Source organism: Leisingera sp. CC-HEC093, from assembly GCF_059429195.1.
Genome location: NZ_JCAIJR010000001.1, coordinates 388,376 through 408,319 on the forward strand (window position 1 = coordinate 388,376; position 19,944 = coordinate 408,319).

18 protein-coding genes are annotated in these 19,944 nt (G+C 65.4%); 9 read left to right on the top strand and 9 right to left on the bottom strand.

Features of this window, described 5'->3' with window-relative positions; all coding sequences use genetic code 11:
* Nucleotides 1–51 precede the first annotated feature (51 nt).
* Entirely contained in the window at nucleotides 52–1,353 is a 1,302-nt protein-coding gene (locus AC5STB_RS01940) for a calcium-binding protein (RefSeq protein WP_495441299.1), read from the bottom strand.
* A gap of 212 nt (nucleotides 1,354–1,565) precedes the next feature.
* On the opposite strand from AC5STB_RS01940, the gene AC5STB_RS01945 reads away from it, so the two are divergent.
* Nucleotides 1,566–1,988 carry a group III truncated hemoglobin gene (locus tag AC5STB_RS01945; RefSeq protein ID WP_495441300.1) on the top strand — a complete coding sequence of 141 codons (423 nt, stop codon included), beginning with the start codon at nucleotides 1,566–1,568 and terminating at the stop codon, nucleotides 1,986–1,988.
* A gap of 26 nt (nucleotides 1,989–2,014) precedes the next feature.
* On the opposite strand, the gene AC5STB_RS01950 is transcribed toward AC5STB_RS01945, so the two are convergent.
* From AC5STB_RS01950 to AC5STB_RS01960, 3 genes are read right to left on the bottom strand one after another with little or no spacing between them, the layout of a single operon-like run.
* Nucleotides 2,015–3,004, bottom strand: coding sequence for a YcjF family protein (locus AC5STB_RS01950; RefSeq protein ID WP_495441301.1), 990 nt, complete (start codon nucleotides 3,002–3,004; stop codon nucleotides 2,015–2,017).
* The gene (locus tag AC5STB_RS01955) at nucleotides 3,001–3,456 is read right to left on the bottom strand and encodes a GNAT family N-acetyltransferase (RefSeq protein WP_495441302.1); all 456 of its coding nucleotides are present in this window, start codon (nucleotides 3,454–3,456) and stop codon (nucleotides 3,001–3,003) included. Before AC5STB_RS01955 ends, AC5STB_RS01950 begins: the two co-directional genes overlap by 4 nt.
* Nucleotides 3,453–4,868 carry a YcjX family GTP-binding protein gene (locus AC5STB_RS01960; RefSeq protein ID WP_495441303.1) on the bottom strand — a complete coding sequence of 472 codons (1,416 nt, stop codon included), beginning with the start codon at nucleotides 4,866–4,868 and terminating at the stop codon, nucleotides 3,453–3,455. The genes AC5STB_RS01955 and AC5STB_RS01960 overlap by 4 nt, the downstream gene beginning before the upstream one ends.
* 112 nt (nucleotides 4,869–4,980) lie before the next feature.
* Between AC5STB_RS01960 and truA the strand changes: the two genes are divergently transcribed.
* The 3 genes from truA to AC5STB_RS01975 all read left to right on the top strand — a co-directional run bounded on the left by truA (nucleotide 4,981) and on the right by AC5STB_RS01975 (nucleotide 7,706).
* Nucleotides 4,981–5,748: a tRNA pseudouridine(38-40) synthase TruA gene (gene truA / locus AC5STB_RS01965; RefSeq protein ID WP_495441304.1), complete on the top strand. Its 768-nt coding sequence runs from the start codon at nucleotides 4,981–4,983 to the stop codon at nucleotides 5,746–5,748.
* Between the two features lie 207 nt (nucleotides 5,749–5,955).
* Nucleotides 5,956–6,690: an NYN domain-containing protein gene (locus AC5STB_RS01970; protein ID WP_495441305.1), complete on the top strand. Its 735-nt coding sequence runs from the start codon at nucleotides 5,956–5,958 to the stop codon at nucleotides 6,688–6,690.
* Between the two features lie 80 nt (nucleotides 6,691–6,770).
* A complete protein-coding gene (locus tag AC5STB_RS01975; protein WP_495441306.1) occupies nucleotides 6,771–7,706 on the top strand; it encodes a 2-hydroxyacid dehydrogenase in 936 nt (311 codons plus the stop codon).
* A gap of 12 nt (nucleotides 7,707–7,718) precedes the next feature.
* Here AC5STB_RS01975 and AC5STB_RS01980 read toward each other — a convergent pair whose 3' ends face one another.
* The 3 genes from AC5STB_RS01980 to AC5STB_RS01990 form a co-directional block, all read right to left on the bottom strand.
* Nucleotides 7,719–8,435 (bottom strand): flavodoxin family protein, encoded by a 717-nt coding sequence (locus tag AC5STB_RS01980; protein ID WP_495441307.1) that lies wholly within the window; start codon nucleotides 8,433–8,435, stop codon nucleotides 7,719–7,721.
* Nucleotides 8,436–8,568: 133 nt separating this feature from the next.
* Nucleotides 8,569–8,928, bottom strand: a complete 360-nt coding sequence (gcvH, locus tag AC5STB_RS01985) for a glycine cleavage system protein GcvH (RefSeq protein ID WP_495441308.1) — start codon at nucleotides 8,926–8,928, stop codon at nucleotides 8,569–8,571.
* Between the two features lie 189 nt (nucleotides 8,929–9,117).
* Nucleotides 9,118–10,566, bottom strand: a complete 1,449-nt coding sequence (locus tag AC5STB_RS01990) for a glutamine synthetase family protein (protein ID WP_495441309.1) — start codon at nucleotides 10,564–10,566, stop codon at nucleotides 9,118–9,120.
* Nucleotides 10,567–10,779: 213 nt separating this feature from the next.
* Here AC5STB_RS01990 and AC5STB_RS01995 point away from each other — a divergent pair, with 213 nt between their 5' ends.
* The 3 genes from AC5STB_RS01995 (at nucleotide 10,780) to AC5STB_RS02005 (ending at nucleotide 13,042) form a co-directional block, all read left to right on the top strand.
* Nucleotides 10,780–11,556: an IclR family transcriptional regulator domain-containing protein gene (locus tag AC5STB_RS01995; protein WP_495441310.1), complete on the top strand. Its 777-nt coding sequence runs from the start codon at nucleotides 10,780–10,782 to the stop codon at nucleotides 11,554–11,556.
* Between the two features lie 69 nt (nucleotides 11,557–11,625).
* Complete coding sequence (locus AC5STB_RS02000) at nucleotides 11,626–11,937, top strand: hypothetical protein (protein ID WP_495441311.1); 312 nt, start codon at nucleotides 11,626–11,628, stop codon at nucleotides 11,935–11,937.
* 121 nt (nucleotides 11,938–12,058) lie between these two features.
* The gene (locus tag AC5STB_RS02005) at nucleotides 12,059–13,042 is read left to right on the top strand and encodes a type I glyceraldehyde-3-phosphate dehydrogenase (RefSeq protein WP_495441312.1); all 984 of its coding nucleotides are present in this window, start codon (nucleotides 12,059–12,061) and stop codon (nucleotides 13,040–13,042) included.
* Nucleotides 13,043–13,094: 52 nt separating this feature from the next.
* On the opposite strand, the gene AC5STB_RS02010 is transcribed toward AC5STB_RS02005, so the two are convergent.
* Together AC5STB_RS02010 and AC5STB_RS02015 are read right to left on the bottom strand one after the other, a co-directional pair.
* On the bottom strand, nucleotides 13,095–13,703 hold the full coding sequence (locus AC5STB_RS02010; RefSeq protein WP_495441313.1) for a hypothetical protein: 609 nt from the start codon (nucleotides 13,701–13,703) through the stop codon (nucleotides 13,095–13,097).
* Nucleotides 13,704–13,769: 66 nt separating this feature from the next.
* A complete protein-coding gene (locus AC5STB_RS02015; RefSeq protein ID WP_495441314.1) occupies nucleotides 13,770–14,036 on the bottom strand; it encodes a hypothetical protein in 267 nt (88 codons plus the stop codon).
* 474 nt (nucleotides 14,037–14,510) lie between these two features.
* On the opposite strand from AC5STB_RS02015, the gene AC5STB_RS02020 reads away from it, so the two are divergent.
* Together AC5STB_RS02020 and AC5STB_RS02025 are read left to right on the top strand one after the other, a co-directional pair.
* On the top strand, nucleotides 14,511–16,313 hold the full coding sequence (locus tag AC5STB_RS02020; protein WP_495441315.1) for an autotransporter assembly complex protein TamA: 1,803 nt from the start codon (nucleotides 14,511–14,513) through the stop codon (nucleotides 16,311–16,313).
* Nucleotides 16,310–19,936 carry a translocation/assembly module TamB domain-containing protein gene (locus AC5STB_RS02025; RefSeq protein WP_495441316.1) on the top strand — a complete coding sequence of 1,209 codons (3,627 nt, stop codon included), beginning with the start codon at nucleotides 16,310–16,312 and terminating at the stop codon, nucleotides 19,934–19,936. Before AC5STB_RS02020 ends, AC5STB_RS02025 begins: the two co-directional genes overlap by 4 nt.
* The last annotated feature ends 8 nt before the right edge of the window (nucleotides 19,937–19,944 follow it).

The window sequence follows — 19,944 nt, forward strand, 5'->3', positions numbered from 1 at the left end:
CACGGCCCCGGTGTGCGGGGCCGCAGCCAAGGTACTGCCCGAATATTCCGTTCAGAAAACGAAGTCGCCTGAGTCCACCATATCGGTGCTGAAATCCAGCAACACGATTTTGGTATTTCCGAATTCGACCCTGCTGGCGGTACCGCCGCGGGCTTCCGACACGGTGATGTCCTCAAAACCAAGCCCGAGGCCGTTCAGGTTGATCAGATCCATACCGTCCTCAAAACCTCTGATAACATCCCGGCCTTCGTTCAGGTCGTTATAGATGAACTCATCCCAGCCGGCGCCGCCGTCCAGCGTGTCCCGGCCATTGCCGCCGGAAAGGAGATCATTGCCGTCGTTCCCCTTGAGGTCATCGCGCCCGGCGCCGCCGAACAAGGCATCATCGCCGGCACGGCCGCGCAGCACATCGTCGCCGTCATCCCCGAACGCGATATCGTCGCCCTTGCCGCCTTTCACGGTGTCGTCGCCATTGCCGCCGGACAGCCAGTCGTTACCGCGGTTGCCGTTTACCATGTCGTTGCCGTCGCTGCCGCGCAGCACGTCATTTCCGCGGCCGCCGGAAATCATGTCATCGCCGCTGTCGCCATTCACCCGGTCGGCACCGCCGCCGCCAAACACAGTGTCATTGCCCAAACCTGCATTCAGTTCGTCATCTTCGCTGCCAAAGCGGAACTCGTCGGACGCGATGTCCATCTGGTCTTCCAGAATGTCCAGCGCCTGCTCAAGCGTGGTCATCTCGATTTCACCGGCTGCCACCGGCAGCAAGCCGACAAATCCGTCCTGGCTGCCGTCGATCTCTCCATCCGTGCCGGCGCCAAAGCCGGGGCCGACATTCTGGCCGTGCAGAACGATTTCCCGGAATTCCAGCGGCATCAGGTCCGCAGCGGTATAATCCGTTCCGGAGACCGGGCTGAAGAAGTTGCTGTCATCATCCAGCCGGTAGTTCTGGATGAAGGTCAGCTGCCCGTTGCTGTCCGTCAGCGGCAAGGCACCGTCGCTGCCCACCAGCGGCAGCAGAATGTCGCCGTAAGCCCCCAGCCCTTCCAGCACCTCGATAAAACCGTCCATGTCGGCATCATCGCCAAGGTCAGGCATGCGGGCATCCGACGGGTTGCCCTCGGTGTCGAATGTGCCATGCACGTGCTGAGCGTGCCGCACGTCCGGCGTCAGCCCTTCAGCTGCAATTGAAATGTTGAGATAACGGGTTCCGTCTTCTTCCGTGTTTACCGCCAGCACCGCGGTGCCGGTTATGCCAGAATTGTTCATTGCCGCGAGATCAACCGACCAGAAGCCGTCCGCGCCGCGCAAAAATGTATCAAAGGAACTGTAAGTTGACGCTAAATGAGCCATGATATTTTCTCCTGATTTCCGCTTTCGCTCCTATAGGCACGAGATTGGGCCCAAGAAAGTTTCAACAATGGCGGCAAAATCCCCTGATTACCCCCGATGAGGAAACAAAACTGCCGCTCCGCCTGCCCGGCACTGCTTTGCACCGGACCTCTTTCCCTTTCTCCGGCCAGCGCCTATCTGTGCCTCTGGCCCAAACCAGACCGGAGCAGACAATGGCCGAACCCGACACGCAGAACCCGCTTGCACGGTTCGAGATCACCGCGGAGGACATCTCCCGCGTGGTTGCCGTGTTTTACATGCAGGTGCGTGCGGACGATGTGCTGGGGCCGGTGTTTGCCGCCCACGTCACCGACTGGCCGGAGCATGAGGAGAAGATCGCGGGGTTCTGGCGCAATGCAATCCTGCGCGAGCGCAGCTACAGCGGCAATCCGATGCGGGTGCACGTGAGCCGCCCCGATGTGAAGGCAGAGCATTTCCCGCTGTGGCTGGGCTTGTTCCATCAGGTGCTGCGCGCCGAGCTGCCGGAGCGCACCGCGCTGCAATGGGGCGCCCTGGCCGACCGCATCGGCGAGGGCTTCCGCACCGGCATCGTGGCCATGCGCCAGCCCAAGGACCAGCCGCCGAAACTGTTCTGACACCTTCAGCCGGGACACTCCCGCGCCTATTTCTCCTTGGAAAACAATCCCGTCAGCGCCCGCTGGATCACCTTGCGGGTGCTGGGTTTATGCTGCGGGGAAAACGGCATCGGGCGGCAAACCTCCATCGCGGCAATGCCAACGCGGGCGGACAGCGCCCCGTTGACCAGCCCTTCGCCAAAGCGGCGGGAGAGTTTCGACAGCACCGAACCGCCCAGCACCGGCTCCAGCAGGTCATCGCCTGCGGCCACCGCGCCGGTTGCGGCCAGATGGGCCAGCACCGCGCGGGTCAGCCGCCAGGAGCTGAAGAAACCGGGACGGCCGCCATAGATCCCCGCCACCCGGCGGATCATCCTGAGCGAAGAGACCAGCGCCGTCAGAATGTCCGCCAGCGCCATTGGCACCAGCGCGGTCACCGTGGCGACCTGCCGGGCGGCGGCCTCCACCTCGCGCAGGGCCAGCGCGTCCAGCGGCACCAGCAGTTCCTCCTCTGCCAGCAACAGGAGCGCATCGCCGTCCATCACGTCAGCCTGACGCTCTGCCAGACGGGCCCGGTGCCAGCTGAGATCCTCGCGCCCGTGGTAAAACGCTTCCAGCCGGGCAGTGAAGGCGCGGGCCAGAGCCAGATCCGCGGCCTCCGCCGCCTGATGGCTCAGCGCGTCAACGCGGCGCAGCCGCGAAAGCGCCGCCAGTTCGCGCAGTGCCATCGCCAGCGCCAGCAGCACAAGCAGGCCCAGCCCGGCGGCGACCATCCAGCCCAGCACCGGCAGCCGGTCAATCAGCCCGGCGGCAAAATCCCAGGCCGCGACTGAGGCCATGGCGCCGAAGACCGCAACCAGCAGCGCCCAGAACCAGCGCGCCAGCCGCGAAGGACGCCGGGCAGCGATGCGGGCGGCCTGCTCCATCGCAGTTGGCGGTGCCGCCGGCGGGGCCGGATCGGGCACAGGCGGCGCCTCCGCCACTGGCGGCGCCTGCTCGTCCTCCTCCAGGTCAAACAGAACCGGCTTCTTGCTCATGCCGCCGCCTCCTGTGCTGCGCGCCATGCATAAGCGATGTCGGGCAGGCCTTCCTCATTGCCGGAGCCGTCTCCCCGGCCGGTTTCAATGAAACCCTCGCGCCGGTAAAAGCTTTGCGCTCTGGCATTGGCTGCAAAGGTGCGCAGGGTCAGCTGCGGCGCGGCAGCCTTGGCGGCATCCAGCAGCGCCTTGCCTGTGCCCAGGCCGCAGGCAGCGGGCGCCAGGTAGAGCGCGCAAACCTCGGTCTTGTCGCGGGCAAGAAAACCTTCGACGCACCCGCGCCTCTCTGCCACGGTGACCCAGCCGCGGTCGATCATGGTGCCGCAAAAGGATATCACCTCAGCCGAGGTGTAGAGATTTGGCATCCACGCAGTATCCTGCTGGAACCGGTAGAGAATTTCCCCAACCGTTCCGGCATCCAATGGCGTCGCGGGGCGCAGGGACAGGGTCACAGGGCGTCTCCGATCAGGAACTCTGCGGCGCGGTCCAGGCGGATATGCGGCGGCCCGCTGCCGTGTTTCAGGGTGAGTGGCGCAGGGGCAAAGGCCATTGACTGGTAATCGCCCTCCAGCCAACGTTCTGCCCCCTGCCGCGCCGGGGTCAGCAGTTGCGCCGGGTCCTGCGGCAGCGCGCCGGGGTAAAAGGCCGCCTGCTTGCCGGTCTCCAGCAAGGTGCCGCGCACGCAAGACAGTTCACTGCCGCCGTGGCTGCGCATTTCCTCAGTGGTGGTGCGCAGGGAGGCCAGCGCCAGCGCCGCGGTCTCCGCCCCGGCAAAACGCGCCCGGTCCTGCGCCTCGCGGGTCAGCGCCTCGATGATGGCGGTCATCTGCGGGTGCTGGGCGTGGTGCAGGTGGTCGGCCTTGGTGGCGGCAAACAGGATCTTTTCCACCCGCTTGCCGCCCAAAAGCCGGGTCAGGAAATGGTTACGGCCCGGTTTGAAGGCGCTGAGGATATCGGTCATCGCGTGGCGCAGATCCTCCACCGCCTGCGGGCCGGAGTGGATCGCCGACAGTGCATCCACCAGCACCACCTGCCGGTCGATGCGGGCGAAGTGGTCGCGAAAGAAGGGTTTGACGACCTTCGATTTATAGGCCTCGTACCGCCGTTCCATTTCGCGCCACAGGCTGCCGCGCGGCGGGCTGCTGCCCGGCGGCAGCGGCGCAAAGGTCAGCACCGGGGAGCCTTCCAGATCGCCCGGCAACAGGAAACGGCCCGGAGTGCAGTCGTAAAATCCGGCAGTGCGCGCGGCTGTCAGATACCCGGTGAAGGCTGCGGCCAGCGCCTGTGCCTGCGGCTCATCATGAGCGCTTGCGGGGTCAACCTTGGATTGCTCCGCCACAAAGCCTTCCGCCTGCGGGCGGCTGGCTATGCGGGAAAGCACATCCGCAGACCACTCCGCATAGCTTTTGTCCAGCAAAGCCAGGTCCAGCAGCCACTCGCCCGGGTAGTCGACAATGTCCAGATGCAGCGTGCGCGGCCCCTGAAGACCTGCCAGCAAGCCGGCGGGCCGCACCTTCAGGCTGAGACGCAGCTCGGAAACCGCCCGTGTGCTGTCCGGCCAATGGGGTGACGGCCCGGTCAGCGCCGCAAGGTGGTTTTCATAATCGAACCGCGGCACGGTGTCGTCGGGCTGGGGCTGCAGAAAGGCCGCCTCAATCCGCCCTTCGCGCGCAGCGCTGAGCTGCAGCATCCGGCCCCGGTCCATCAGGTTGGCGACCAGCGAGGTGATGAACACCGTCTTGCCGGAGCGCGCCAGCCCGGTGACGCCCAGCCGGATGGGCCGGTCGAACAACGCCGAGGAGAGGCCGCTTGCGACGCTCTCCACTCCGCTCATCACCCCGTCTGCAAGGGAGGTTATCACCAAGGCCCTGATCCTGCTCTGTTCTTGCTGCTGACAAGATAGGCAGCATCCCGCCAGGATACCAGAGCGCACGCGGGGCTTGCCCCGGCCCGGCCCTGTTGCTACTTGCCCGGCCATGCCGCGTTTTGCTTTGAAAGTCGAATACCACGGAAAGCCTTTTGCCGGCTGGCAAAGGCAGAAGGACCTGCCGTCCGTGCAGGGTGCGATAGAGGCTGCGCTGGCGCGGCTGGAGCCGGGGGAGCACACCATCGCCGCCGCCGGGCGCACCGACACCGGTGTGCATGCGCTGGGACAGGTGGCCCATTGCGATATGGCCAAGGACTGGGACCCGTTCCGGCTGTCGGAGGCGCTGAATTACCACTTGAAACCAGATCCCGTGGCCATCGTTGATTGCGCCCGGGTAGAGGGTGACTGGCATGCGCGGTTTTCGGCGGTGGAGCGGCAGTATCTTTTTCGCATCCTGATCCGCCGCGCGCCTGCCACCCATGACGCGGGCCAGGTCTGGCAGCTGAGCCACGATCTGGACGCAGACGTCATGCAGGAAGCTGCCAACCATTTGATCGGAAACCATGATTTCACGACCTTCCGATCTTCGATCTGCCAGGCTGCCAGCCCGGTCAAGACACTGGATGAGCTGCGGATTGAGCGCGTGCAGGGGTTTTCCGGGCCGGAAATTCACTTCCATGTCCGCGCCCGCAGCTTCCTGCACAATCAGGTCAGGAGCTTTGTCGGCACGCTGGAGCGGGCCGGCGCCGGCGCCTGGGACCCGGCGGACGTGAAGGCCGCGCTGGAGGCCCGCGACCGGGCTGCCTGCGGGCCCGTTTGCCCGGGCCACGGCCTGTATCTGGCGCGGGTGGGCTACCCGGACGATCCCTTCATCTGAGCCAAAAATGGGGGGTGCCATCCGTACACCCCCTGTGCACCACCTGTGCATCCCCTGTACGCCGGAGAGCCGCCGCACCACCCCGCCCTTGCATCACGGCAGCAGCTGTCCATACTCACCCCCAGGTTTCCGGATCGCACCGGCCGTGTCCCTGCGGCGCCCCCTGCGCCGCTGCCCTGAATAAAAAACAACAAGAAGAGACCCCGAATGGCAGCCCCCACCAAACCACCGCTTCTGGCCGTCCTGATCGACGCCGACAATATCTCCGCCAAATTTGCCGAGGCAATGTTCGAGGAGATCGCCTCCTTTGGCGAAGCCAGCATCCGGCGTATCTACGGCGATTTTGCCGGCGGCGGGCCGCAGGGCTGGAACAAGGAGAAACTGGCAGCAATGGCGATTGTGCCGCATCAGCAGTTTGCCAATACCACCGGCAAGAATGCCTCTGACATCGCGCTGGTGATCGACGCGATGGACATCCTGCATTCGGGGCGCTTTGACGGATTTGTGCTGATTTCCTCGGACAGCGATTTCACCCGTCTGGCCAGCCGCATCCGGGAGCAGGGGCTGGACGTCTACGGCATGGGAATGCGCAAGACGCCCGCCGCCTTTGTGAAAGCCTGCAAGCGGTTTATCTACGTGGAGAACCTGCTGGAGGAGCCGGCCAAGGCCAAGGCAAAACCCAAGAAGGATGACGGCAACGAAAACGCCCCGTCCGAGCTGCAGGACCCGGCCAAGATGGTGGTGCGGGCGATGGATGCCATCGGCCAGGAGGACGAATGGTTCACGCTGGGCCAGATCGGTCAGTATATCACCGCGGCATTTCCGGATTTCGACACCCGCAGCTATGGCAAGCGCAAGCTGAGCGACCTGATCGCGTCGCTGAAACTGTTTGAAACCAAGCGCGGCGAGGGCAATCAAATCCTGGTGCGGCGGCTGGACTGAGGCGGCGGGCACGGTCTTTCCCTTTGGTGCAAACCGTGGCTTAGTCCCGAAAACGGAACGCGGCAGGGGGAGGAACGCGCATGGCAATGCTGATCAGCATCGGCCACGATGGCTGGTATACCGAGGAACAGCTGGCGGAAGAACTGCGGGCGATGGCCCCTGGCGCCGATATCCGTCCCCTCTCTGCCCCAGGCGATCTGGCGGACATTACCGTGCTGGCGGTTTCCGCGCTAAAGGGCAATTTGCCTGAACAGCTGCCGAACCTGAAGCTGGTGCAGAAACTGGGCGCCGGGGTGGATACCATCGTGGCACACCCCGACCTGGCACCGCAGGTGCGCGTCGCCCGGCTGAAGCCGCTGGAACCGGCGCATGAGATCGCGGAGTACTGCCTGGCCTATGTGCTGCGCGGCCAGCGCAACATGGCGGCGCACGCAGCCTCGCAATCCCGCAGCGCCTGGGAGCCGCTGGCGCCGAAGCCCCCGGCAGAGACCACCGTGGGGGTGCTGGGGCTGGGGCATATCGGCGGCATGACTGCCCGGCTGATGCGCGACATGCGGTTCCGGGTTCTGGGCTGGAGCCGCTCACCCAAAGCGATCGACGGCGTGGACTGCCGCCACGGCGAAGCGGCGCTGCCGCAGATGCTGGGGGAATGCGATTATGTCTGTGCGATCCTGCCCTCCACCGCCGCCACCCGCGGGCTGATGAATGCACAAACGCTGGCGGCAATGAAGCCGGGAGCGGTGCTGATCAACGCGGGCCGCGGCGACCTGGTGGAGGAAGCCGCGCTGCTGGCGGCGCTGGATCAAGGCACGCCCGGCCATGCGGTTCTGGATGTGGTGAGCAAGGAGCCGCTGCCTGCGGACAACCCGCTGTGGGCGCATCCGCAGGTCACCATCACCCCGCACGTCTCTGGCTGGCACCTGGGCGATGCGCTGAAGGACGTGGCGGATAATCTGCGGCGGCTGGAGGCCGGGGAGGCGCTGCTGCACGAAGTGGACCGTGAGCGCGGCTACTGAACGCCCGTCAGATTAGGACCGGTAATCCGGGTTCTCATAATCAAAGCGGCAGCCGGCGGACCAGGCATTGCGGTCATTGCCCTCGTTCGGGTAACCGCCCGCATCGCGCAGCATGGCCGCCAGATGCATCAGGTTCCAGGTCATGATGGTGGTGTTGCGCTGGGTGAATTCGTTTTCGAACCCCGCGGGCTTGCCGTCCACATTGTCGCCATAAGACGGCCCCGGCCCGGCCTCGCCGATCCAGCCGCAATCGGCCTGCGGCGGAATGGTGAAGCCAAGGTGGCTGAGCGCATAGCACAGCGTCATCGCGGTGTGCTTGATGCCGTCCTCGTTGCCGGTGATGACGGTGCCGCCCACCTTATTGTAGAAAACCGACTGCCCCTTGCCGTTTAGCTCACCGCTCATGCCGTATAGACGCTCAATCAGGATGCGGCAGACAGAGCTTTCCTCGCCCAGCCAGATCGGGGTGCCGACGACCACAATCTGCGCTGCCAGCACCTGCTGCCACAGCTTGGGCCAGTCGTCCTGCGGCCAACCGTGCTTTGTCATGTCCGGGTAGACACCGGGCGGCACGGTATGGTCGAGCATGTGCAGATGCTCCACCTCCACCCCGTTCTTTTCCATGATGGCAGAGGAGGCCTCCATCAGCAGGCGGGTGTGGCTTTTGCCGCCGTCTTTTTTGAGTGAGGTATTGATGAAAAGGGCCTTGAGGCCTGAGAAATTGGTCATTCAACTGCTCCTGTCCAGGCTGCGGGTTCCGCCCGGAGTGTAGAGCACCGCCAGCAGCCGTACAGCGTGCTGGCGGGATTGTGACCATCTGTGCGGATTGCCCTGCGCGCGCCTGCACGGCAGGGTCGCCGGGTCAGCCGATGAAGTCCTTGTAGCCGGCCTCATCCATGTAATCATCCATCGGCGACAGGTCCGAAGGCTTGATCTTGAAGAACCATGCATCGCCTTCGGCGTCCTCGTTCACCTTGCCGGGGTTGTCGGCCAGGGTCTCGTTCACCTCGACGATTTCGCCGTCGAGCGGTGCCAGGATGTCGGAGGCCGCCTTGACCGATTCAATCACCACGATTTCATCATCCTTGGAGACCTCGGTGCCCGGCTCGGGCAATTCAACATAGACCACCTCGCCCAGCTGCTCAGCGGCGTGGGCGGTGATGCCGACGGTGATCAGGTCGCCCTCGGGCAGCAGCCACTCGTGTTCCTCGGTGTATTTCATGGGGGTTTTATCCTTCGAAGAGGCGTGGGGTTTCAATGTCTCAGGCCGCCGGAAATGGCGCCGCGGATGGCAAGGGCGGCCCCTCGCATACGCGGGTATACGGTATCAATGGGCGAGGCGGGCGATCAAGACGGCAAATCCCGCAGCAGATGGTTTTTTTTGCGCATCGTGCCGCCGCCCCGCGGGGGCTCAGAACAGGTTGAAATACTCTGCCTGCTCCCATTCGCTGACAGTGTCGAGGTAGCGCTCCCATTCGAAGGTCTTGAGCTGCAGCAGGTAGTCCGCGGTGTCCGCGCCCAGGGCATCGCGGCAGAGGGCAGAACCTGCGAAGCCTTCCAGCGCCTGACCGAGCGAGCGCGGCAAGCGTTCGGCGTCCTCGCTGTAGGGCGACAGGGTGGGCTTGGGCGCCTCCAGCCCCTCGCTGATCCCGGCGGCGCCTGCAATGATCTGGGCCGCCAGCGCGTAATAGGGGTTGGCGGAACTGTCCGGCGCGCGGTTTTCGATCCGGCTGGCCGGGTCGCCCGGCTGCATCAGCGCCCGCAGCATGGCGCCGCGGTTGTCCTTACCCCAGCTGATGCGGCTGGGCGCGAGCTGGAACGGCAGGTAGCGTTTGTAGCTGTTCACCGTGGGGGCGATCAGCAGCGAGGTTTCCGAGGCGTATTTCAACAGGCCCGCCATCCAGGCGCTGGCAGGCGGTGCCAGCATTCCGGCGGTTTCCGGCATGAACAGGTTGCGCCCGGTGGCCAGGTCCTGCAGCGACTGGTGGACGTGCCAGCCGTTGGCCATGGCATTGTCCAGCCGCGGCTTGGCCATGAAGCTGGCGTGCAGGCCGTTCCTGGCGCAGACCTCCTTGACCATGGTGCGGAACATCACCATCGCGTCGGCCTGGGCCATGGCGCCGTCCGGGGCAAAGGTAAATTCGACCTGGCTGGGACCCATCTCGATTTCCACGGAGCGCACCGGCAGGCCCAGTTTCTGGGCGTTGCGGCGTAACAGGTCCAGGATCCCCTCGGCCTCGCCGTACCGGGTTTCGGTCAGATACTGATACCCTTGTGTCAGGTTGCGGGTCTGGACCGGCACGCCGGGACGGGTGGCCTGGGCGTGGGCGGCGGATTGGTCCGCCAGCTCAAACAGGTGGAACTCCACCTCCAGCCCGAAGGTGGCCGCCATCCCCTGCCCCGCCAGCATTTCCACTTGCCGTTGAAGCACCGCGCAGGGGGCAAAGGGGACGGGCCGCCCGTCCGGGTAGACCGGGGTGCAGAAGATCCAAGCGGAATGACCGGACCAGGGCAGTGCGCGCCAGGTCTCCGGGCGCGGCACCAGCAGAACGTCGCCGGCGCCTTGCATCGGGCTATTCAGATCCGTGCCGTCCTCCCACACCGGAAAGGCGGTGCGGTGGGAGGTGTCCTTGAGCAGCAGGGTTGCGGGCACGTTCAAGCCGCGGTCAAAGACGCTGGCGAAGGCCTCTGCCATCACTGTCTTGCCGCGCAGCAGTCCGTGCTGATCAGGAAACAGCACCCGCACCGTCTCAATCCCGTCGAACTGGGCGCGCGAGGTGATCTCCGCCGCCCTGCGGCAGTCCTCGGGGGTCAGCAGCCCCAAGCGGGCCAGTTTGCCGGATGTGAAATCTTGTGCCATGGGCGGCCTCTTGATGCGGAGCTAATTGAAATTGCACCGGAAATGGCCCGCCGTCCAGCCTGCGGCATTATTTGCCGCAACCCGTTGCGCAATCTGGATATTGCGGTGGGTTTGCGCCTTGACAGCGTTCGCAAAGCGAACATTGATGCAAGTATTCGCACATATTCGCTGCGGCCAGCGGCGTTTTCAGGATCAGGACAGGGCGGCTTCGGGATGACAGCAGCAGAACAGGACCGGAATATTTCGTCGAGCTTTGCCAAGGGGCTGGCGGTTCTGGCGGTGTTTGACGCGGAAACCCCCAGCATGACCCTGGCCGAGATTGCCCGGCGCAGCGGCCAAGACCGCGCCACCGCGCGACGAGGGGCGCTGACGCTGGTGCAGGCGGGGTATCTGCGCCAGGACGGGCGGATGCTGTCGCTGACCCCGCGGGTGCTGGCGCTGGCGGGCGGCTTTTTGCAGGCGAACCAGTTCGGCCGCCGGGTGCAGCCGGTCTTGAACCGCCACGCGCGGCAGATGCAGATCGAGGTGACGCTGGCAATGCTGGACCAGGGCCGGGTTCTGCTGCTGGCGCAATCGACGGTGGACCACGGCCATATCACCTATGGCTTCACCGCCGGATCCAATATCCCGCTGGCCCACACCAGCCTGGGACGGATGCTGCTGGCCGCGCTGCCGGAGGAAGAGGCCGCAGCGGTGCTGGCAGAGGCAGAGATCCCGCGCCATACCGGCCAGTCGCTGACGGAGGCGGCCGCCATCCTGGGGCGCGTCGCCGAGGCGCGGCAGCAGGGTTACTGCCTAACCGACAGCGAGTTCGAGGCCGGGATCACCGGCTATGCGGTGCCGGTGTCGCGGCCCGGTCAGACACCGATTGTGGCGGGCTGTTCTGCACCGCGCGGGTCGCAGCCGGAAGCGGATGCCGAGCGGCTGCTGCGCGGACTGCAGCTGTGCGCGGCAGAGTTGCGCCAGGCGGAAGCCGTAGACCACTTGTAAGCTGCGTCTTGCTTTGCGCCGGGCCTGCGCTAGGCTGTACCCAGGCATTTCCGCAGGAGCATTTCGATGATGAAACAGACTGCAATGGCAGCGGCCCTTTGCGCCGCGCTGGCCCCGGCTGTTCAGGCCAAGGGTGTGGAAGGCAGGCAAGTGCCGGTGCTGGGCCGCGACTGGGTGGTGGCACCTGTGGCGGACACGCCGGGCCGGTACAGCGCCACGCGGTTGAATCTGGAGCATCTGGCGTTCCGCCCGCCGGCGGTGCTGACTGCGCGCCAGGCGGTCCGCGCCATTCGCGCGGCCACCGGCTGCAGCGTCAACCTGGACACGATGGTGCGCACTATCACCGGCACCTACTACGCGCAGGTGATCTGCCGCAAATAGGCACGCGTCTGACGTTTGCCCGGTTTAGCAGCGTTTTTCTGAAACATCCTCTTGGGAAATGTGATCATTTTCCCACGCCGTGCGGATTGAGCGGCGCCGGCGCGCCTGCCATAGATTGCGCATGAAACTTGCTATCAACGGATTCGGCCGCATTGGCCGCGCCATCCTGCGCCAGATTCTGACCACCCCGCGCGGAGACGGCATCGACGTGGTGCGGATCAATGATATCGCACCCTTGGACATGTGCGCCTATCTATTCCAGTACGACAGCACCTTTGGCCCCTTTGCCCATCCGGTGGAGCATGGCGATGGCGTGCTGCAGGTGATGGACCGGTCCATTCCGGTCAGCCATGAGCCCGACCTGACCAAGGTGGACCTGTCGGGCGTTGATCTGGTGCTGGAATGCACCGGCATCGCGCGGACCTCTGACGTGGCACAGCGCGGGATCAAGGCCGGGGCTGGCAAGGTGCTGATCGCCGGTCCCTCTCCGGCCGCCGAGCTGACCGTGGTGCTGGGGGCGAATGAGGAAACACTGGGCAATGCGCGGATTGTCTCCAATGCCTCCTGCACCACCAACGCGCTGACGCCGCTGGTCAAGCTGCTGGACGGCATCGCCGGCATCGACACCGCCCATATGACCACCATTCACTGCTACACCAACTCGCAGCCGATGGTGGACGCGCCGCGCGGCGATTTTGCACGCTCGCGCGCCGGTGCCCTGTCGATGGTCCCCACCACAACGTCGGCGATGCATCTGGTTGACGAGATTCTGCCGCATCTGAAGGGCCGTGTGAGCGGGGCTGCGGTGCGGGTGCCAACCGCCAGTGTTTCTGCCGTGGATCTGGTTGCGCAGCTGAAAACGCCAATGAGCGAGGCAGGGTTCACCGCCGCCCTGCGCGAGGGCGTTGCCGCGTCTAAGGTGCTGGGCTGGACCGGGATTCCGCTGGTGTCCTCTGACCTGCGGGCGCGGCCGGAATCGCTGGTGATCGCCGGTCCGGAAACGCGCATGGCCGGGGACGCCCAGGTGCGGGTGTTCGGCTGGTACGACAACGAATGGGGCTTTTCCGCCCGGATGCTGGATGTGGCGCGGCTGATGGCGGGGTAAACCCCGCAGCTTTCCACTGCACTGTCTGCAAGCCCGCCGCCGGCGGGAAACGCTATTCCTGCGGCCTCTGCCTGTTTCGGGCCAGGCGCAGCCAGCGGAAGATCAGCGTCAGGGTCAGCATGCAGACCGCAAGGCCGATCAGGTCGCCTGCGGCATAGACCGCCATCACCGGCAGCTGATCGCCGGGAAAGATCAGGCCGGAAAACACCAGCGACTGGGCCGCCGAATTGATGATCGAGGCCAGAGCGCCAACGGCCAGCAACCCGGTCCAGGGCACCCGGCGCGACTGGCCTGCGTAGAGGTTCCAGCCGAACAGCCGGGCAATCTCAAAGGCGGCAAAGGCCGAGGCCGCGCCGACGGCAATGGACTCCAGCAGCACCGGCTCCATCAACTGGCGCACATCTGCGGCGGTGAACATCAGCTCCGACAGGAAGGCGCCTGCGGCCAGAGGCAGAACAGCCCGCCAGCCGAGCAGCCAGACCGCCAGCACCCGCACGCCATGCGGCAGGTAGGCCAGGCTGGCAAAGACTGTCACCTGCGGCAGGAACAGGCCCTGCACAGGCGTCACCACCCAGGCGGTCAGCCCGTGGCAGATTACATAAACGGCGGTGATTACCGCAAAACTCTGAAGGCCAGCCAACTGCTGAAAAACTCGCATCATATCACCCCGTGTAAACGGGCGCGGCGAAACCTGCAATCATTTGAATGTATAGCCTAAGCGGCGCTGTCACTTTACCGCGGGATCGAAACAGACCACGTAATGTTTGGCCTTGCTGCCGCCGGCCCGACGGATCAACCCCAGATCCAGCAGCGACTTCAGCGTGCGGTGAAAAGTGGCCTGGGCAATCCCCTTGACCAGCCGGTGGCTGCGGATCTGCTCTGACTTCACCGCGTCGCCCGGCGCTTCGGTCAGCGCATCGGCGGCCAGCAGCACGTCCCGCTCTGCCCGGCTCAGCCGGTCGAGCCCCATGTCGCGCTCCATCTGGTGAAGCATATCGCGAAGTTCGAAAATTGGTTTCAACCGGTCCAAAACCGTTCTCCCGGATTATCAATTCTGCTGCCCCGGCGAGGCCAGAACGAAATGATACCACGCAACATTATCAAACTGACAATTATATGGACAGTAAAATCATGCGTGGTATCATTCCCGCCAGGCAGGCTGCTTTGTGAGTGGTGGCTGCGCCTGACGTTAAATAAGTGCTTTGGTTAAACAGTGGCAGCTCCGGCGGACAATTCTGCCGGAGCTGGTTTAAACTAGTACATAGTTTGCCCCTCTTTCAAATGGTCATTGCCCGCGGGAAACCCCCGGCAGGCTGATGCGCGGCGATCCGCCGCTGTGCGCCGCCGGCGGAATGCCGCTGCTTTGCTGGTTCCATCCTGTATTTTTCCCGTGTTAGGCTTGCACCAAGCGCCGGAGGCCTGCCGTGGTTCCGGGCCCGATATTTTAAGCCCGCTGCCGGGAGCAGACATGAATTTTTCCATCCGCCCAAACGGCTTGGCTATTGCCATGGCCTTCAGCCTCATGGCGCTGCTGCCGTTCCCGGTATCCGCTGCGGAAACGGTGCTGCGCGCGCCCGGAGCGGATGACGACCTTGCGGAGCGGCTGCGCGGGGCCTCGGCCTCGGTTGCCGCCAGCGGCGAGACCAATGTGCAGGAACTGCTGGCTGCGGCGCTGTCGGACTACCGGACACTGGTGCAGGTGCTTTATGACGCCGGGCATTTTTCGCCGGTGGTGAACATCCGCCTGGACGGGCAGGAAGCGGCGCAGATCCAGCCGCTCAACCCGCCAAAGAACGTTCGCAAGCTTGAGATCACCGTTAAACCCGGCCCTCTTTTCGCCTTTGGCAAGGCAAAGCTGGCGCCCTTTCCGGAAAACAGCGATGTGGTGATTCCCGAAGGCTTTGCCCCCGGCAAGCCGGCCGGCACCGGGGTGATCCGCGATGCGGCCATTGCCGGCGTGCGGGCCTGGCGCCGCAGCGGCCACGCCAAGGCCGAGGTGGCGGAGCAGAATATCACCGCAAATCACCTGCAGGCGCGTCTGGACGCCGAACTGCGGCTGGCACCGGGACCGAAGCTGCGGTTCGGACAGATGCGGATCACCGGCGACACCAAGGTGCGCAGGGGGGCCATCCGCCGCATCGCGGGCTTCCCGGAGGGCGAGGCGTTCCACCCTGACCTGGCCGCAAAATCCGCCACCCGGCTGCGGCGCACCGGCACTTTTTCCTCTGTGGTGCTGCGCGAGGCAGAGCAGCCGAACCCGGATGGCACCCTTGATTTCGTGGCCCAGGTCGAAGACCTGCCGCCGCGCCGCCTGACCTTTGGTGCCGAGATCAGTTCTTCTGACGGTCTGGAGCTGTCGGGCAGCTGGATGCACCGCAACCTGTTCGGCGCCGCCGAGAAGCTGCGGATTGAGGCGCGGCTCAGCGGCATCGGCAGCAGCAATGACATCGACGGGCGTATCGCGGTGCGGCTGGACCGGCCTGCCAAGCTGGGGCCGGATGACAGCATTTTCTATCTGGCAGAGGCAGAGCGGCTGGACGAGGAGCATTACACCGCCACCCGCGTCTTTGGTGCCATCGGCGCGCGGCGGACGTATTCGGAGACCTTCTTTGTTGAGGCTGCGCTGGGAGTGTCCTCCATCCTGGCAGAGGACGTGTTCGGCAAGCGCCGCTTTAAATACGTGGCTGGCAGGTTCCGTGCCGAATACGACGCCCGCGACAGCCGGGTGAACCCCGCCAGCGGTTATTTCCTGCAGGGCAGCGCATCGCCTTTCATCGGTTTTGACGGCAGCGATTCCGGCCTGCAGCTGAAAGGCGACGGGCGCGCATACTACGGCCTGGGCGCGGAGGACAGGATCGTGCTGGCAGGCCGCGTGCAGCTGGGCTCTGTGGTCGGGCCATCGCTCAGCGAGATTTCCCCGACACTGCTGTTCTTCTCTGGCGGTGCGGGCACCGTGCGCGGCCATGAATTCCAGTCGCTGGGCGTGCCGGCAAACGGCGGCACCGCAGGCGGGCGCAGCTTTGCGGCCTTGTCTGCCGAGGTGCGGGGCAAGGTCACCGACAAGATTTCGCTGGTTGGCTTTTACGACCTCGGGTTTGTTGATGCAGACAGTTTCGTTTCCGGCTCCTCTGCGCGCCATGCCGGTGCGGGCATCGGCCTGCGCTATGACGTCGCCGGGATCGGGCCGATCCGGCTGGACCTGGCGTACCCGGTGGACGGCGGCAGCGAGGACGGGCTGCAATTCTATATCGGGATAGGACAGGCGTTTTGAAACAGGTTCTTGGTTATACCCTCGCACTGGGCCTGACGGCGCTGCCTGCTGCGGCACAGGAAACCACCAAGGAGGATGCCGGCGGGCTGCTGGTCGATTTCCTGGAGGACACCCTGTCAGGCGACAGCCGCTATATCAGCGTGTCGGGGCTGGAGGGCGCGTTTTCCTCTGAAGCCAAGATCAAGAAGATCACAGTCGCCGATGAGACAGGCATCTGGCTGACCGTCGAGGGCGCGGTGCTGGACTGGAACCGGCTCGACCTGTTGCGCGGGCGGTTCTCTGTCAACGAGCTGTCGGCGGAACGCATTGAGGTGGCGCGCGCGCCGGAACCGCTGCCGCCGGACCCGGAGCTGCCAGAGGCGGAAACCACGCCTTTTGCGCTGCCGGAACTGCCGGTTGCCATCGAACTGGGCGAGATCAAGGCAGAGCGGATCGAGCTGGGCGAGGCGCTGGCCGGAGCCGCGGCCAGCCTGCGCGTCGAGGGCTCGCTGAAACTGGCGGATGGCGCGCTGGACACCAAGCTGGAGGCCGCACGGCTGGATAAGCCCGGCGACCACCTGCGGCTGGAGGCGGGCTATGCCAATGAAACCCAGCAGATCACCCTGGACCTGTCGGTGGATGAATCGCCCGGCGGGCTGATTTCGCGCGGGCTGGACCTGCCCGGCGACCCCGATCTGCAGCTGACCGCCAAGGGCAGCGGTCCGGTCACGGATTTCACGGCCGATATCACCTTCAGCACCGATGGTACTGAGCGGCTGGGCGGCCAGGTGGTGCTGGCGGCCCGGCCCCTGCCCCAGGATGCCGCGCCGGAGACGCCGCGCGACATCGCATTTTCCGCTGACCTCGGCGGCAATATCGACGTGCTGCTGCCGCCGGTGCACCGGCCGTTCTTTGGCCCGGGCCTGCGGCTCAACGTCAAGGGGCTGCGCGAAGGCAGCGGCGCGCTGGCGCTGGACACGCTGGTGCTGCATACCAGCGCCTTGCGGATCACCGGCGCCGCAGCGCTGGATGCCGGCGGCAAACTGGCCGCCGCCAATCTGAAGACCGCGATCACCCCGCCCGCAGGCCAGACCGCTGCCGCGCTGCCTTTTGGCGGCGGGCAGACGACCCTGGGCAAGGCGGACCTGCAGCTGCAGAAAACCCTCGACGGCCGCTGGGTGCTGGACGGGGTTCTGAACCAGCTGAGCCATCCCAGCGCGCTGGTGGATACGGCCGAGATCTCCGGCCGCGGCACATTGGATCAGGCCAGCGGTCTTAAACTGGAAGGGCGGGTCACCGCCGGTCTCAGCGGTTTTCAGCCCCGCGATCCGGCGCTGGCCAAGGCCACAGGCAACGAAATCCGCTTTGAGGGCACCCTCAGCACCGATGGGCCCGGGGCGCTGCATATCACGGATATGGAACTGCGCGGCGGCGATTACCGGGCCAACGGCAATGTCGCCTTTGACGGGCTGGAAGAAGGCCTGAAGGTCAGCGGCGACCTGACCGCCGGGGCAGAGGACCTGGGCCGGTTCTCTGATCTGGCAGGCCGCCCGCTGGGCGGCGCGGTAGAGGCGAAGGCCAGGGGGTCCTACACGCCGCTGACAGGCGGGTTTGACACCGACCTTTCGCTGCAGGCGCAGGATCTGTCGGCGGGCATCGCCCAGGTGGATGAGCTGCTGGCAGGCACAACCACATTGGAGCTGAAGGCCGCCCGGGATGAAAACGGCATAGCCATCGACCGGTTCCAGCTGGCGGGCAGCGCGCTGGAGGCCACTGCCGCCGGCACGCTGAACAATCAGGCCGGGCAAATGGACATTAACGCCCGGCTGAACCGGCTGGAGGTGCTGCTGCCGCAGGCGCCCGGCACGCTGGAACTGGCCACCACCCTGAACCGCACAGGCGGTACTTTCAGCGGTGCCGCGGAGCTGAAGGGGCCGCACTCCTCCAGCGCCAGGCTGGACGGGTCGGTCACGCTGGAAGGCGACGCCGATCTGGCTTTTGCGGCGGCCTGGAACGAGCTGGAACGCTTTGTGCCGCAATTGGCAGGCGCGCTGAACGCCGAAGGCACGGCGGAGCGGCGCAATGGCGAGTGGCAGGTTGCCGGCACAGCCACGGGGCCTGCCGGGATTACAGTCGAGACCGAGGCGCGCTTTACCGAAAGCAACGGCAGCACCGATCTGAAGTTCGACGCGGTGATGGCAGAGCTGCAGCGTCTGGTGCCTGACCTGCCCGGCCGGCTGGCCGCCGCCGGTACCGCCACCCGGCGCGACGGGACCTGGACAGTGGACAGCACCGCCCGCGGCCCGGCCGGCATCGACAGCCGCATCAAAGGCAGCTGGAACGAGGCCAAGGGCACCGCCGATGTGACCGCCAAGGGCACACTGCGGCTCGAAGGCCTGAATCCGTTCATCTCCCCCAACCTGATACAGGGACCCGCAAACTTTGACATGGCCTTGCGCGGGGTGCCGGCGCTGGACGGGGTCAGCGGCACCATCTCGGTCCCTGGCGCCTCGCTGGCGGTTCCGGCGGCAGCCCAGCGGGTGGATGACATCAACGCCACGGTTTCCATCGCCAGCTCCAGAGCCCGGCTGCAGCTTTCTGCCCGTCCGCGCGACGGCGGCACGGTGCGGATCAGCGGCCCGGTCGGTCTGCTGCCGCCGTTCAACGGGAACCTGGAGATTGCCATCGGCGATGTCGTGGTGACCGACCATCTGTCCTATGAGACCCTGCTGAACGGCAGCCTTTCGATGTCCGGCGCCATGGCCGGCAACAACAAGGTGGCTGGCCGGATCAATGTGGGTGAGACGAATATCAATCTGAACACAGCGGGCGGTTCGGTTTCATCCGCGCCGATCCCGCCAGTGCGCCATGCCGGCGCCCCGCGCGATGTGCGCCAGACACTGGCCCGTGCCGGGCTGACCGGCAGCAGCAGCGGCGGCGGCGGCTCTGTCAGGACCGCGCTGGACATCCTGATCGACGCGCCGTCCAGGATCTTTGCCCGCGGCCGCGGCCTGCGCGCTGAGCTGGGCGGCCAGATCCGCCTGCGCGGCACCACCGCGCGGCCCTCGCCCTCCGGCCAGATCAGCCTGGTCCGCGGCACCTTCGACATTTTGGGCCGGCGGCTGGAGCTGGATGAGGGGCGGATCACCCTGCTGGGCGATTTGAAACCCTATCTGGAGTTTAGATCCACTGCGGCGACGGAGCAGGGCACGGCGACGCTGGAGATTTCCGGCCGGGTCGATGCGCCGGAGATCAAGGTGACCTCCGATCCGCCGCGGCCCAGTGAGGAAGCCCTGGCGCTGCTGCTGTTCGGCGACAACATCGGGGATATCTCACCGCTGGCGCTGGCCCGGCTGGCAGGCTCGGCCCTGACCCTCAGCGGCCGCGGCGGCGGCACCCAAAGCAAGCTGCGCGAGGCCACCGGTGCCGACACTGTCGATATCGGCACCGACAATCTGGGCGCCGGGCAGCTTGGGCTGGGCGGCTATGTGGCGGAAAACGTCTATACCGATTTCAACGTCAACACCCAGGGCGACAGCGAGCTGAGCATCAATCTGGATATCACCAAAAGCCTGACGGTTCAGGGCACGGTGGACAGCGAAGGGGAAACCGGCCTGGGCCTGTTTTTCAAGAGGGATTACTGACAGGCAGA

Coding starts and splice junctions, on each gene's coding strand:
- AC5STB_RS01990 (WP_495441309.1), bottom strand. CDS start 10,566: ATGGCACAAGATTTCACATCCGGCAAACTGGCCCGCTTGGGGCTGCTG.
- truA (WP_495441304.1), top strand. CDS start 4,981: ATGCCGCGTTTTGCTTTGAAAGTCGAATACCACGGAAAGCCTTTTGCC.
- AC5STB_RS01940 (WP_495441299.1), bottom strand. CDS start 1,353: ATGGCTCATTTAGCGTCAACTTACAGTTCCTTTGATACATTTTTGCGC.
- AC5STB_RS02020 (WP_495441315.1), top strand. CDS start 14,511: ATGAATTTTTCCATCCGCCCAAACGGCTTGGCTATTGCCATGGCCTTC.
- AC5STB_RS02015 (WP_495441314.1), bottom strand. CDS start 14,036: ATGCTTCACCAGATGGAGCGCGACATGGGGCTCGACCGGCTGAGCCGG.
- AC5STB_RS01995 (WP_495441310.1), top strand. CDS start 10,780: ATGACAGCAGCAGAACAGGACCGGAATATTTCGTCGAGCTTTGCCAAG.
- AC5STB_RS01980 (WP_495441307.1), bottom strand. CDS start 8,435: ATGACCAATTTCTCAGGCCTCAAGGCCCTTTTCATCAATACCTCACTC.
- AC5STB_RS01950 (WP_495441301.1), bottom strand. CDS start 3,004: ATGAGCAAGAAGCCGGTTCTGTTTGACCTGGAGGAGGACGAGCAGGCG.
- AC5STB_RS02005 (WP_495441312.1), top strand. CDS start 12,059: ATGAAACTTGCTATCAACGGATTCGGCCGCATTGGCCGCGCCATCCTG.
- AC5STB_RS02010 (WP_495441313.1), bottom strand. CDS start 13,703: ATGATGCGAGTTTTTCAGCAGTTGGCTGGCCTTCAGAGTTTTGCGGTA.
- AC5STB_RS01975 (WP_495441306.1), top strand. CDS start 6,771: ATGGCAATGCTGATCAGCATCGGCCACGATGGCTGGTATACCGAGGAA.
- AC5STB_RS02000 (WP_495441311.1), top strand. CDS start 11,626: ATGAAACAGACTGCAATGGCAGCGGCCCTTTGCGCCGCGCTGGCCCCG.
- AC5STB_RS01945 (WP_495441300.1), top strand. CDS start 1,566: ATGGCCGAACCCGACACGCAGAACCCGCTTGCACGGTTCGAGATCACC.
- AC5STB_RS01970 (WP_495441305.1), top strand. CDS start 5,956: ATGGCAGCCCCCACCAAACCACCGCTTCTGGCCGTCCTGATCGACGCC.
- gcvH (WP_495441308.1), bottom strand. CDS start 8,928: ATGAAATACACCGAGGAACACGAGTGGCTGCTGCCCGAGGGCGACCTG.